Annotated in this window: 10 protein-coding genes; 4 read left to right on the plus strand and 6 right to left on the minus strand. The window is 60.5% G+C overall.

Annotated elements, in window-relative coordinates:
* Nucleotides 1-100 precede the first annotated feature (100 nt).
* The 3 genes from G505_RS0109280 (at nt 101) to G505_RS0109290 (ending at nt 4,028) form a co-directional block, all read left to right on the plus strand.
* Nucleotides 101-1,429 carry a M16 family metallopeptidase gene (locus G505_RS0109280; protein ID WP_028109299.1) on the plus strand — a complete coding sequence of 443 codons (1,329 nt, stop codon included), beginning with the start codon at nt 101-103 and terminating at the stop codon, nt 1,427-1,429.
* The gene (locus tag G505_RS0109285; RefSeq protein ID WP_028109300.1) at nt 1,429-2,892 is read left to right on the plus strand and encodes a M16 family metallopeptidase; all 1,464 of its coding nucleotides are present in this window, start codon (nt 1,429-1,431) and stop codon (nt 2,890-2,892) included. The genes G505_RS0109280 and G505_RS0109285 overlap by 1 nt, the downstream gene beginning before the upstream one ends.
* A 137-nt stretch (nt 2,893-3,029) precedes the next feature.
* On the plus strand, nt 3,030-4,028 hold the full coding sequence (locus G505_RS0109290) for a DUF4382 domain-containing protein (RefSeq protein WP_028109301.1): 999 nt from the start codon (nt 3,030-3,032) through the stop codon (nt 4,026-4,028).
* 77 nt (nt 4,029-4,105) lie between these two features.
* On the opposite strand, the gene G505_RS0109295 is transcribed toward G505_RS0109290, so the two are convergent.
* Nucleotides 4,106-5,137 (minus strand): P1 family peptidase, encoded by a 1,032-nt coding sequence (locus G505_RS0109295; RefSeq protein WP_084643932.1) that lies wholly within the window; start codon nt 5,135-5,137, stop codon nt 4,106-4,108.
* A 141-nt stretch (nt 5,138-5,278) separates the two neighbouring features.
* Nucleotides 5,279-7,303, minus strand: coding sequence for an elongation factor G (gene fusA, locus G505_RS0109300; RefSeq protein WP_028109303.1), 2,025 nt, complete (start codon nt 7,301-7,303; stop codon nt 5,279-5,281).
* A 444-nt stretch (nt 7,304-7,747) separates the two neighbouring features.
* Between fusA and yjjG the strand changes: the two genes are divergently transcribed.
* Nucleotides 7,748-8,422: a pyrimidine 5'-nucleotidase gene (gene yjjG / locus G505_RS0109305; RefSeq protein WP_028109304.1), complete on the plus strand. Its 675-nt coding sequence runs from the start codon at nt 7,748-7,750 to the stop codon at nt 8,420-8,422.
* A gap of 46 nt (nt 8,423-8,468) precedes the next feature.
* Here the strand turns inward: yjjG and G505_RS0109310 are convergent, their stop codons facing one another.
* The 4 genes from G505_RS0109310 to G505_RS0109325 all read right to left on the minus strand — a co-directional run bounded on the left by G505_RS0109310 (nt 8,469) and on the right by G505_RS0109325 (nt 13,421).
* Nucleotides 8,469-10,607 carry a hypothetical protein gene (locus G505_RS0109310; RefSeq protein ID WP_028109305.1) on the minus strand — a complete coding sequence of 713 codons (2,139 nt, stop codon included), beginning with the start codon at nt 10,605-10,607 and terminating at the stop codon, nt 8,469-8,471.
* 199 nt (nt 10,608-10,806) lie between these two features.
* On the minus strand, nt 10,807-11,271 hold the full coding sequence (gene trmL / locus G505_RS0109315) for a tRNA (uridine(34)/cytosine(34)/5-carboxymethylaminomethyluridine(34)-2'-O)-methyltransferase TrmL (protein ID WP_028109306.1): 465 nt from the start codon (nt 11,269-11,271) through the stop codon (nt 10,807-10,809).
* Between the two features lie 63 nt (nt 11,272-11,334).
* Nucleotides 11,335-12,759: an ATP-binding protein gene (locus tag G505_RS0109320; protein WP_028109307.1), complete on the minus strand. Its 1,425-nt coding sequence runs from the start codon at nt 12,757-12,759 to the stop codon at nt 11,335-11,337.
* Entirely contained in the window at nt 12,747-13,421 is a 675-nt protein-coding gene (locus tag G505_RS0109325) for a response regulator (RefSeq protein ID WP_028109308.1), read from the minus strand. Before G505_RS0109325 ends, G505_RS0109320 begins: the two co-directional genes overlap by 13 nt.
* Between the last annotated feature and the right edge of the window lie 89 nt (nt 13,422-13,510).

A 13,510-nucleotide genomic window follows, 5' to 3' on the forward strand; every position in this document is an offset into this window, starting at 1 on the left:
GCCCTATCTAAGATGTTGTGAATCCGTTAATTTTTTTGCTCTGTTGGCCAGTGGCTGGCATGATGCATCACTACTTTTTTCTGTCACAAGGAGCGGTTCGGTGAAACAGTTACTCACGCCGGCTTTGGCGCTCTCCCTGGCGGTGGCCCCTGTGGTAACACAGGCGGCGGATCCGTCCGAGGTGAAGAGCTTTACCCTGGATAACGGCATGAAGGTGTTGGTGTTGGAAGACGACGCCATTCCCAATGCCAACATGTACCTGTTCTGGAAAGTGGGGTCCCGCAATGAGGTGCCCGGTATCACCGGCCTGTCCCACTTCTTCGAGCACATGATGTTCAACGGCTCCAAGAACTACGGCCCCAAGATGTTTGACCGCACCATGGAGGCTGCCGGTGGCGCCAATAACGCCTACACCACCGAGAACGTCACCGTGTACACAGACTGGTTCCCGGCGGAAGCCCTGGAGACCATCTTCAAGCTGGAATCGGATCGCATCGCCCATCTGAACATCGATGCCAATATGGTGGAAAGTGAGCGCAACGTGGTGGCCTCCGAGCGCACTACCGGCCTGGAGAACTCTAATTGGCGCGCTTTGCAGGAGGAGGTGAAAGCCACCGCCTTCCGTGCCCACCCCTACAGCTGGAGCGTCATCGGTCATGAGTCCGACATCTATGCCTGGACCCTGGATGACCTGAAGCAGTATCACAAGACCTACTACGCCCCCAACAATGCGGTGGTGGTGATCGCCGGTGCGGTGGATTACGACCAGGTGAAACAGATGTCCGAGCATTACTTCGGAGCCATCCCAGCCCAGACGCCCCCTGCCGAAGTGCGTACTGTAGAGCCGGAGCAGAAGGGTGAACGCCGGGTCTATGTACGCAAGGAGTCCGTTACCAGCCCCAACCTGATGTTTGCCTACCACGTGCCTCAGACCTCTCATCAGGACAGCTACGCCCTGGATGTGCTGATGTCTCTGTTGATCGATGGCAACAGTTCCCGCCTGAACAAGGCGCTGGTGGATGAGCAGCAGATCGCCCTGGGCGTGGACGGTTACGTGCCCCAGAGCTTTGATCCCAACCTGCTCTACCTGTTTGCCGTAGCCAAGCCCGGTGTCGCCGCTGCCACCCTGGAGCAGTCGCTGATCGCCGAGATCAGCAAGGTGGCCCAGGAGGGGGTGACCCAGGAGGAGCTGGATAAGGTGAAGAACAGCAAGCTGATGGGCTTCTACGACACCCTGGAGACCATCAACGGCCGTGCCAACACCCTGGGGACCTACGAGCTGTTCCAGGGAGATTGGAAGAAGATGTACACCGCCCCCGAGGCCTACGCCAAGATCACCCGCGAAGATGTGCAGCGGGTGGCCCAGACCTACCTGAAGAAGTCCAACCGCACCGTGGGCGTGCTGGCGGCCGAGGAGGATAAAGACTGATGAAAACCCTGACTCAATCCCTGCTCGCCGTGTCCCTGGCCGCCCTGATGGCCACCGGTTGCAGCCAGACCACCCCCAAGGCGGAAGTCAAACCCGTGGAAACCGTGAACGCGCCCAGCTTCAAGATGGCCGAGACCAAGCCCTTCACCCTGCCCGCCTATGAGACGGTCACCCTGAAGAACGGCCTGACTCTGCAGCTGATGGAGAAGCGCAGTGTCCCGCTGATCACCGCCGACGTCACCGTCCGTGCCGGGGCAGTGAACGACAGTGTGCCCGGCCTGGCCACCATGACCGCCGACGGCCTGCTGCTGGGTACCGAGCGTCGTACCAAGCAGCAACTGGAAGCCCTGGTGGACAGCCTGGGTGCCGAGCTGGGCGCCTATGCCGGCAAAGAGGGGACGTCGGTCTCCATGCGCTTCATGAGCAAGGACGCCGAAGTGATGCTGCCTCTGCTGGCTGAACTGCTGCGCAAGCCCAGCTTCCCTGCACAAGAGGTGGATAAGGCCAAAGCCCGTTACGCCGCTCAGTTGAAGCAGCGCAAAGAGAGCCCCCGCCAGGTGGTGGGCGCCTACTTTGACAGCCTGCTCTATGGTGAGCATCCCTACTCCAATGCCGCCGCCGGTGAAGCCGCGGCCATCGAGGGGATGGACAACTATGACCTGAAGATTTTCCACGGCAGCTGGTATCAGCCCCAGAACATGGCGATCACCCTGGTGGGGGATTTCGACGCCGCTCAGATGAAGCAGCGCCTGGAAGGCCTGTTTGATGACTGGCGCGGTGCCGATACCCCGACCATGCCGGCGCTGACCAAGGCGCTGCCTGAGCCGTCCAAGGCGCAGGTGCTGCTGGTGGACAAGCCGGACGCCATCGAGACCACCTTCATCATCGGTGGCCCAGGCATCTCCCGTGACGATCCTGACTACGTGTCCCTGCAGGTGATCAACACCATCCTTGGTGGTCGCTTTACCTCCTGGCTCAACGATGAACTGCGGGTCAATGCCGGCCTGACCTACGGTGCCCGCTCACGTTTTACCACCTACTCAGAAAGCGGCAGCTTTGTCATCAGTACTTTTACCGCCACCAAGAACACCCAGGCGGCGGTGGATCTGGCGCTGAAGACCTATGCCCGCCTGTGGGAGCAGGGGCTGGACCAGGCGACCCTGGACTCCGCCAAGGCCTATGTGAAGGGGCAGTTCCCACCCAAGTACGAGACCTCGGGTCAGTTGGCGTCCCTGTTGGGTCAGATATATCTCTATGGCTTCGGCCCTGAGTTCATCGACGGCTTCCAGCAGCAGGTGGACAGCCTGACTCTGGAGAAGGCTCAGACCCTGGTGGCCAAGGCCTTCCCCAAGGAGAACCTGCAATTCGTGATGATTGGCAAGGCGGAGGATATCCGTGGTGTGGCCGGTCAGTATGGTCAGGTGACCGAGGTGAGCATTCAGGGCGAAGGTTTCCGTTTCTAACTCTGACTCCCTAGCAAAGAAAGGGCCTTTAGTGGGCCCTTTTTTTGATCTTTTTTCGCCTGTTTAGCCGGACTGAATCAAAACAATCTCTGGTGTTTTTTTGTACATTGTAGCGTCGCCTAATGTAGCAGGGATGAATGAACATGAATCCGAGATACTTTTTAGTGCTGCCACTGCTTTATGGCTGCGGTGGCAGTGACTCCTCACCGGCACCACAAGATCCCGGGTTGCCCCAGGCCAGCTTGAGTGTGGCGGTGTCTGATGCCCCTCTGGATGGCGCCGAGTCCGTAGTGATGGCGTTTCATCGCATGGTGCTGACTCCGGTCAATGGTGGGCAGGTGCACAGCATCGATCTGTCCCAGCACAGAGTGAACATGCTCGACTACCAGCAGGACAGGGCGCACTGGCTGTTTGAGGACCATCCTGTGCCAGCGGGACGCTACCACCTGAGGTTGGAGATGCTGCCGGGCAGTGGCGATCAGGGATCCTACGTGGATGACCACCAGGGGCGCCATGCCCTGCACATGGAGCAGGGTCACATCGACCTGGGGGAGATGGAGCTGGGCTCTGGCCAGCATCACGGCTTTACCCTGGAGATGGATCTGCGTCAGGGGCTCTATCATGATCCGGATCAGGGCTATGGCTATGGTCATCATGGTTGGCGCTGGGTGGACAACCAGACCATGGGGCACCTGATGGGCAGCGTGGACGAGGCCTGGATAGAGGCCTGTGAAGCGGACAACGCCGCGAAGGCCGCCGACGGAGGGGTGTTCTATCACACCGCCTATCTCTACCCGGCTGACACCGGCTTTGAGGCGATGGATGATATGGCTCTGGAGGCGGAGTCAGGCAAAGTGCTGCCCATCGCCACAGCCTATGTTCATCAACTGCCGGACGGCAGCTGGGGATTTGGTATGGGCTTCCTGCCCGAGGGGGAGTACCGGGTAGGTTACAGCTGTCTGGGTCACCTGGACCAGCCTGAGACCAACGAGGACGCCGAGTCCGGTTTCTCCTTCTATGGCGATGGCGGGACTGTGACCATCGAAGCGGGCGATAACGGTGGATACCGCAATGAACACCGTTGTGGCGGTGAGGGGGGCGGTGGCCCGGGCCATGGGCATGGCGGCCGCGGTTAGAGCCTGGTGATCGCTTTCGGCATTGAATTGCCGTAACAGAGAAACGGAGCCCTCAGGCTCCGTTTTTTTTGGGGGGGCTACTGGCTGGGAAGCAGGTCTCGACTGGCGGGCAGGCCTCCGGCGGCGGTGGCGGCTTTGACTGCCCGGTGGATCGCCTCTTCGACCACTTCGGCGGCAATCACCCCGACGGCATTGATGTCCTGGACCTGAATCTCTCCGGTGCCGGCGGCGAACAGGGTGTCGCCATCGTACATGGAGTGCACCGGACGAATCGCTCTGGCGTAACCGTCATGGCCCATTTGTGCCAGTTTCAGGGCCTGGGACTTGCTGAGCCTGGCGTTGGTGACGATGGCGCCAATGGTGGTGTTGCGTCCGGCAAACCCTTGGGCGTTGGCGCCGGCGAGGATCAGTTCTGTGCCGGAGACAAAGGCATCGCCGGCCTGGTTTCGGGTGGCGGCCAGCAGTTGATTGCCCTCCAGTACGTCCCCCCAGGCGTTCACCGCCACCACGGCACCGACGATCAGCCCGTTGTCCAGGGTGATGCTGTAGCTGCCGATGCCGCTTTTGGTGGCCCGGGGCATGCCGGCAATCTTACCGACACTGGCTCCGGTGCCGGCGCCGACGCTGCCCTCCTCGAACCCTTTGCGGTGGGCGGCCTTGGCCGCCTGGTAGCCCATCTCGGCATTGGGACGGGCCTTGGCGTCCCCCAGGGCCAGATCAAACAGCACCGCGCCGGTGACGATGGGCACATGGGCCACACCGGTGTCGAAGCCGACCTGCTGCTCTTCCAGGTAGCGCGCCACCCCGCTCATGCTGTCCAGGCCGAAGGCACTGCCGCCGGAAAGGACGATGGCGTGCACCTTATCCACCAGGTTTTCGGGACGAAGCAGGTCGGTTTCCCGGGTCCCGGGTGCGGCGCCGCGGACATCCACCCCGGCGGTGGCGCCCTGGTCAAAGCGCAGGACGGTCACCCCAGTCAGTCCCTTGCTGTCCGATGCCTGGCCTATGGCCAGTTGCTTGATGCCGAAGATGGCGTCGGTCTGGTATTCGCCTGCCATGGCGGTGCCTCCCAGCAGCGCCCACAGCGCCGCAATTGCCCAGTGTTTCATGATGGTCTCTCTGTGGAAGTGTCCCGGCACAACGTCTTAGAGATCAGCCGGGTAGCTTGTGGAATCTCTGAGTGCAGCTTAGCAGAGGCGGCCGGGCAAAAGAAAAGGCGCCCGCAGGCGCCTTAGGGGGTGTGAGCGGGATCAAGGTGTCAGCGACTGCTGCACATTGGGCGGGGCGATCTCATAGCGGCTGAAGGTCATGGAGTATTGGCCTTCGCCTCCGGTCATCGCTTTGAGCCGGGTGGCGTAATCATCCAGCGCCGCCAGGGGCGCCTCTACGTTGATGTCCACCTGGGCGTTGTCCAGGGCTTCGGTGCCGCACACCATGGCCCTCAGGGCGCTGAGGTCCCCGGTGATGTCACCCATTTTTTCCTGGGGAACCTGTACATGCATGTCCACCAGGGGTTCGAGGATCACCGGCCCCGCCTTGGAGACCGCTTCGAGGAAGGCCTTCTTGCCGGCGGCGATAAAGGCGATCTCCTTGGAGTCCACCGAGTGGTGTTTGCCGTCCAGCACGACCACCTTGATGTCCTGCATGGGGTAACCCGCCAGGAAGCCCTGACTCATCGCCTCACGCACTCCCTTCTCTACGGCCGGGATGAACTGGCCCGGAATGGCGCCGCCCACCACCTGGCTTTCGAAGTGGAAGCCGGCACCACGCTCCATGGGCTCGACGCGCAGGGACACCTCACCGAACTGGCCGGCACCACCGGTCTGTTTCTTGTGTCTGTGCATCCCCTCTGCATCTGTGGTGATGGTTTCCCGGTAGGCCACAGAGGGCTTGGCGGTATCCATATCCACATTGAACACCTCATTGGCCTTCTCCAGGGCGATCTGTACGTGGAGATCGCCCAGGCCCTGCAGGACCGTCTCGTTCTGGTTCTCCTGATGATCGATGTGCAGGCTGGGGTCTTCCGCCACCAGCTTGTGCAGCACTTCGGCGAGCTTCTGCTCATCCCCGCGCTTCTTGGGTTTCACTGCCAGTCCAAAGATGGGCTGAGGCAGATCCAGCTTGGGCATGTGGTAGAGGTCTTCGTCGTGGCTGTCGTGGAGAATGGCGTCCACCTCCAGGCCGTCCACCTTGGCCAGGGCCAGGATGTCGCCGGGGACCGCTTCCTCCACTTCGAGTTGCTTGGCACCCTGCAGTTTAAACAGATGGTTTACCTTGAACGGTTTGCGACCATCGCCGATGAGCAGGCGCATACCGGGCTTCAGGGTGCCCTGATGCAGGCGCAGAACGCCCATGCGGCCGACGAAGGGGTCGATGCCTACCCGGAACACATGGGCCAACACATGATCCTTGGCATCCTGGGTGATGGTGACCGGTTGCTCCTCGTCGCCCCAGCCCTTGAGGAAGGCCGGTGGTGTGGCTTCCTTAGGGTTGGGCATCACTTCACACAGCACCTTGAGCAGGGCGGACAGGCCGATGTCCTTCTCCGCACTGGTGAAGCAGATGGGCACCAGGTGACCTTGCCGAAGGGCGGTTTCCAGTGGTTCGTGGAGCTGATCGGGGTTGACCGATTCCCCCTGCTCCAGATAGAGCTCCATCAGGGCCTCGTCCTCCTCCAGCACCGTGTCCACCAGTTCGTCGTGGACTGATGCGGCGTCGTTGAACAGAGTTGGGGTGTCCTGAGGATCGAAATAGCAATCCACCACGCCGTTGCCGTCGGCGTTGGGGAGGTTGATGGGCAGGCAGCCATGACCAAAACGGGTCTGGATCTGGTCTACCAGGGATTCAAGCTTGTCCAGATGATCATCGATGTGGTTGATCACTATGATGATCGCCTTGCCCTGATGGCGGGCGGCTTCGAAGGCGCGTTGGGTAACCGCTTCGATGCCACGCTCGGCGTGAACCACCAGCATCACCGACTCTACCGCGGGCAGCGGCAGCAGGGCACGGCCAAAGAAGTCGGCCAGTCCGGGGGTGTCGATAAGGTGGATGTGGTGTTTCTGATAGTCCAGGGAGAGGAAGGAGGGTTCCAGGCTGTGGTGATGGGCTTGTTCTTGGGCAGTGAAATCGGCGTGATTTGTGCCCTTGTCGACCCTGCCACGATCATCGATGGCATGAGCTCGGAACAATAGGGCCTCAATCAACGAGGATTTACCACTTCCGGTATGGCCCATCAGGGCCAGGTTCCTTATCTGCGCGGTGCGATACTCAGGCATAGTCGCCTCCTTTATCTTTGTTGAATCCGGCAGTCCCTTCCGAGTATAGGTAGCAAATAGGTGGTAATTATTGACCAAGGTCACGGTTTTTGCGGTCGACAATTGTTCGGAATAACCCGTCTGAGTTTTGCAATCACCAAGGATTAACCTGTTGCGATTCTGTAACCACGAGGAGGATCCTTCTGGGATTTCGGGTTGAAACGCCCGCTCTCCAGCAGGCGTCTCCCCACCCGGTGACTCCTGCGGAAGCGGCAAAAATGAAGTGGGTTCTCCCAACATCCAGGGGGCTGGGTCTAAGCCCTGTGTCGTGGCGGGGAGCCGCCAAGAGTTGTTGGTCTCTGTGCCTGTCCGTTCCATACCGGAGCTTCTGTTTTGTCATCGGCGCTACTATCGTCAGGCTGGCTTGTGTAGAGTGGCCATCATCAGCCATAGCGGAGCACCGAATTGAACTACGACTGGATCCTGTTTGACGCCGACGACACCCTGTTCCATTTCGACGACTTTGCCGGGTTGTCCCGCCTGTTTGCCGAGCGAGGCCAGCCCTTCGCGAAGGAGGAGTATCTGGCCTATCAGCAGCGCAACCGTCCCCTGTGGGTGGCCTATCAGAATGGGGAGATTGGCGCCCGGGAAGTGCAGCAGGTCCGCTTCGAACCCTGGCAGGCACGGCTGGCCATGAGCGCCGCCGAGATCAATGCCGCCTTCCTTGGGGCCATGGCGGAGGTGTGTCGCCCCCTGCCTGGCGCGAGAGAACTGCTGATGGCCCTGGAGAGCCGCGCCAAGCTGGGAATCATCACCAATGGCTTTACTGATCTTCAGCAGGTGAGGCTGGAAAGAAATGGCCTGGAGGGGCTGTTTTCCCTGGTGGTGATCTCCGAGGAGGTGGGAGCCGCCAAGCCGGATCCGAGAATCTTCGATCATGCCAAAGCCCGGATGGCCCACCCGGATGCCGATCGGGTGCTGATGGTGGGGGATAACCCTCACTCCGACATCCTCGGTGGCAACCGCGCCGGTTTCCATACCTGCTGGCTCAATCATCACGACGATGCCTGTCCTGAGGGGATCACCCCCCACTACCAGGTGCGCCACCTGAGAGAGCTGCAGGCACTGCTGCTGGCCTGAAAATAGTAACGCCCGCAGAGGCGGGCGTTGAAACGTGCAGTTGTGGTTAGTTCAGGCCGTCCAGTGTGCCCTGCTGCATGGATCGCTTGTAGGCTTCCTCGAATTGAGACAGGTCCAAAGGTGCCAGGACCGCCATGCGGGGGGGAATACTCAGGTAAGAGATGTCTTGGTTCGCCTCGTAAGAGTAGTCGCGATAGACCATGGCCTGTTCAATCACCACCTGGCGCCCATCCTCGAGTTTGCGAATCGAGGTCCACTGCCCTTGAAGCAGCTGGGTTCCCCAGCTCTGGTTGGTGGATTGACCAAAACCATAACTGTGCTCACCGAGCGCTTCCAGCTTTTGCCAACCCTCTGACCAGTTGGAAGCAGAGAAGTACCATTCTCTGGTGCGGTCATGGTTGTCATCCAGGTCTTTGGATTTGATGGTATGGGTACGACCGCCGGCTTCCAGCAAGTAGCCGCTGATCGACTCTATGTGAGCCTGGGTGTGTCCACCCCAGTATTGAGACCAATCGCGCGAGAAGGAGCCCACAACCATGGGCAGCGTCTGAATAAGGCTCTTTTCCAACTCTGCTTGCTCGGGAGTGAACTGAGCCATCCAGCTCAGGTTACTCTGACGATGGCCCGCCTTAGACGCGATGTGCATGACGCTGTAGAGGCCAGAGTTCTCTGCCACCGGCGTGTAGGTCATCTCCCAGCCGGAGTCCAGGTTAAGCTTCAATGATCCGTTCTCGAACTCCCACTGGCCGATGCTCTTCCCCTGGCTGTCCAGGAGTTGGCTGTTGGCTGAAAGAGCCACAACGCGAGTGACCACCTGCTCCACCAACCCACTGGGGTCGGAGGTGAGCATGGGAACGTCGTCCGGTATGGACAGGGCCCAGGCGCCGCTGGGGGATGAGGTCCATAGGCTGGGCTGTTCAGGCAGGGTCTGCCAGATCATAAAGCTCTGCTCGCTGTCGACGTAGCTGGGCAGTTCGCCCTCCCAGGGGACACTTTCAGTGTCCAGCTCCAGGGTGACTTTACGGCCTCGAAGGACCGCCACTTCATCACTGCCTGTCAGCCTGGAGATCCTCAGCGGCTCCTGGGTGATTTTGGTGGTCAGTGAATAGCTCGCCTGTCCTTCGGGCAGGGCGTCGGCGACGGCTTGGCCCCAACGTTCAACCACCTGTTCGTAGTTGAGGCGGGAAAAGAGTGTCTCAGGCTCTTGGGCCACTGCGATCTCCAGCGTGCCTTTTTCATCAAGTCGCCATGTACCACTGACATCTTCTTCGATAAAACGAGGAGTGCCACCGTTGTAGTTGAGCATTGCCTTGCCATCTTCAGACAGCTGGGCGACATAGCCCATATTGGCTACCCAGCCTTCGGCCGGCGTAAAGGAGAACAGGGAGGTGCCCACCAGAGAATCGTTGGTAAAACTTGCTTGAATGCCATCGTCATCCAGCAGGGTCCAGCGTGCGGTTTCCCGGGCTTTTTTGAACTCCGGGTCGATATTGCCCGCGTTGCCCATCCAGCCCAGGTTCACCAGGCTTCGTTCTATCTGCGAGTTGAGTGATTGGGGTGCGGCGCTGAACAGGGACAGGGTGGTGCCCTCTGCCGGCGTAAAGTCCGGGTTTTCCGCCAGGGTTCTGATGGTGGCCGCCAGGTCCCAGACTCGTTGACTGGACAGGTGTGCTTCCGCGCGAGTCAGTGCTGCATCACTGTCCAAGTCCGTTGCGCTGTTCTTGGCCCACAAAAGGGTGGCGGTGCCCAGGTGGCTCAGTTGACTGCGATGGGATTCATCGGTGCTGAGCACCAGATCCTCGCCAGCCTGATTCTTGATGGTACCGAATGAGCCCAAAATGGCGGCCAACTCAATGTGAGACTGACTGCCCTGGCCTTTGGCGGTGAGCTGGACCATGTCGCTGTCCGCCAGGGTTCCGGCGTCATATTCCATGGCCAGGCTGAAGTGGCCGCTATCATCGGTGTTGGCGGTAAAGCTGTCATCGCCTAAGGTGGCGGTCACCAGGGCGTTGGCCAGGGGAGTGCCCAGGGTTTCGCCCTCGATGGTGAAGTGCTCTTTGACTGTGGCAGGTGGTTCGGGCGTGGGGGGCGTCGGAGGTGTGGGCTCACTGCCGCCCCCGCCGCCACCACATGCGATGAGACCAAATAGAGAGAAGGCGACCAGGCTGGATGTCTTGAAGCGCATCCTTTTGCTCCTTGCTGAAGATTGTCCGTAATCTTCCGGTGTGTTTGAGGCTGACCTTAACCTTCCGACATTGCTCTGAGTCAGTGCCGGATACAACGGGGCGACAGACGATGGGTCAGATTCTGGTTGGTCAAATTATCAGCAAGCCCATATACCGTCAACGATACAACGTTGAAATTACGAAAGAATGCTCTTCAGATCACAGGGCGCCTGCAAACCCCTGCTGGCGCCAGGCTTCGTAGCTGACGACGGCCACGGCGTTGGAGAGATTCAGGCTGCGGCTGGTGCCCTGCATGGGGATGCGGATCCGCTGGGACTCGGGGATGGCATTGCGCACCGCTTCCGGCAGACCGCGGGTTTCCGGGCCAAACAGCAGCACGTCACCGGGCTGGTACTGGGGCTCGATGTGGGGGCGGCTGCCCTTGGTGGTCAGGGCGAAGATGCGCCTGCCGGTCATCGCCTTCAGGAAGCTGGGGTAGTCTGCGTGACGGGTGACCCGGGTGAGATCCCCATAATCCAGGCCAGCCCGGCGCAGCTTCTTCTCCTCCAGATCGAACCCCAGGGGTTCAATCAGGTGCAGGTGGCAGCCATTGTTGGCACAGAGGCGGATGATGTTGCCGGTATTGGGGGCGATCTCCGGTTCATACAGGGCGATCTCAAACATGGTTTTCACAGGCTGATGGTCAGGGCGGGCCAGTATGACAGCGGTCCCAGGGGCCCGCAAGTCTCACTCTGTGGGCAGGGTCAGGGTGACACAGAGGCCACCGAGTGGACCAATCTCTGCCTTGATCAGGCCCTGGTGGGCGGTAACCGCCCCCTGAACGATGGCCAGGCCCAGCCCCCAGCCGCCGCTCTGGCGATCCCTGGCCTTGGAGACCCGGTGGAAGGGCTTGAAGATGTCATCCAGTTGGTCGTCGGGCACGCCGGGGCCATCATCTTCGACCCGCAGGCAGACATTCTCTCCCCAGCGCCAGGCGCTCAGCCTGACCCGTTCATTGCCGTAGCGGATGGCATTGCGCAGCAGATTCTCTACCGCGCGCTGCAGCAGGGTGTCACTGCCGTTGAGCGTCAGCCCCTCAGGCAGGTCCACCTCGAGGCATTTGCCTGCCTGCTCCGCTTCGAAGGCGGCGCCATCCACCACCCGTTCCAGGGTCTTTTCCAGGTTCAGCCATTTCTTGGTGTCGGTGACCTGGCTGTTGAGCCGGGAGAGTTGCAGCAACTCCTGGATCATCCCCTCCATCTGCGACGCCTGCTGCTCCAGTCGGGTCAGCTCATTACTCTCTTGACCCTTGCGCTTGGCCAGCGCCAACGCCAACTGGATCCGGGTCAGCGGGGTGCGCAGTTCATGGGAGATGTCGGAGATCAGTCGCTGTTGCTCGCGCACCAGGGTACTCACCGAGTGCGCCATGGTGTCGAAGCTGCGGGCCAACTGGCCAACTTCATCTCGTCGGGAGAGGATCTTAGGCTCCACCCGGGCGTCCAGATCGCCCTGTCCCAGCTGCAGTGCGGTCAGCCGCAAGGCGTTGAGTGGTCTGCCGAAGTGCCAGGCCACCAAGCCAAAGATCACCCCGGACACCAGAGCCACCATCAGTACGAACACGAAGGGGTTCTCCTGCAGGTAGATGATCCAGCTGCGCGGATGGGAGGCTTTCATCTCCACCAGCAGCAGGGTGGGTTGCCCGGCCAGGGTCAGCGGCTCCGGGCCAAAGATCACCGAGCGAACACTGTAGAACGCCATGGGGGAGAGGGTGTCGTTTTCCAGCAGGAAACGCCGTGCCGCCCTCGGCAGGCGCTTGGCTTCGTGGCCCAATGGGCGGCCATCCAGGGTCAGCAGGTGGAAGCGGAAGCGTTCGTCGCGCAGGGGACCAGCCCCGGGCCCGGGTGGCCGACGCTCTCGCCCCTCCTTGGGGTGGATGCGGTGGCGCATCATGTCGGCAAAGCGGTTCAGGTCTCTAATGGGCAGGGCTTCAATGCGGCGGGCCGACTTGAGTAGAAACTCCTGCTGCCAGGTTTTTAGGGGCTGCAGCTCCTGGGGTTGCAGAATTTTGGGCAGCAGGATCACCGATCCAACGATCAGGCTGGTGGTGATCCAGAATGCCAGTAGCAGCTTAAGGAAGAGTCGGTTGGGAAGGGCGACCTCTACTCGAGCCATATATAGCCTTTGCCCCTGACGGTCTTGATGCGGGGACGGCCATCCTGGCGCTCGGGCAGCTTACGCCTCAAATTGGACAGGTGCATGTCCAGGCTGCGGTCGAAGGGCATCAGTTTCTTGCCCAGCACGCTGACACTGAGATCCTCCTTGGCCACCACTTCGCCGGTATGGTTGAGCAGGGCCTGAAGCAGGGAGAACTCGGTGGAGGTCAGGGGAAGCAGCTCTTCACGGTACCACACCTCCTGACGGCCGGGGCTGACCACCAGATCGTTGTCGGTAATGTGGTCGGAAGGATCCCACTCCTGGGTGCGGCGCAGGATGGCACGGATGCGGGCCACCAGCTCCCGATCATTAAAGGGCTTGGGCAGGTAGTCGTCGGCGCCGATCTCCAGCCCCACAACCCGATCGATGTCGTCACCGCGGGCGGTCAGCATCAGCACCGGCATGCGGCTGTGTTTCCTCAGCTCCTTCAGGATTTCGAAGCCATTCATCTCTGGCAGCATGACGTCCAGCAACAGCAGATCAAAATTGCCGCTCATTGCCAGTTCCAGTCCCTCCCGGCCGTTTTGGCAGCAGGTGGGTTGATACCCCTCCATCTGCAGCAATTCGGTCAGCAGTTCACACAGATCCAGATCGTCTTCTACAAGAAGAATCTTGCCCATTTTTGCCCTCCAAAAAACCCTTGAAGCCGTAAGCCTAACGCGGCCTGAGAGTCCGTTTGACTCTACTTTACACAGTTTTACTCACGACT

It is taken from the genome of Ferrimonas futtsuensis DSM 18154 (assembly GCF_000422645.1).
GTDB classification, from domain to species: Bacteria; Pseudomonadota; Gammaproteobacteria; order Enterobacterales; family Shewanellaceae; genus Ferrimonas; species Ferrimonas futtsuensis.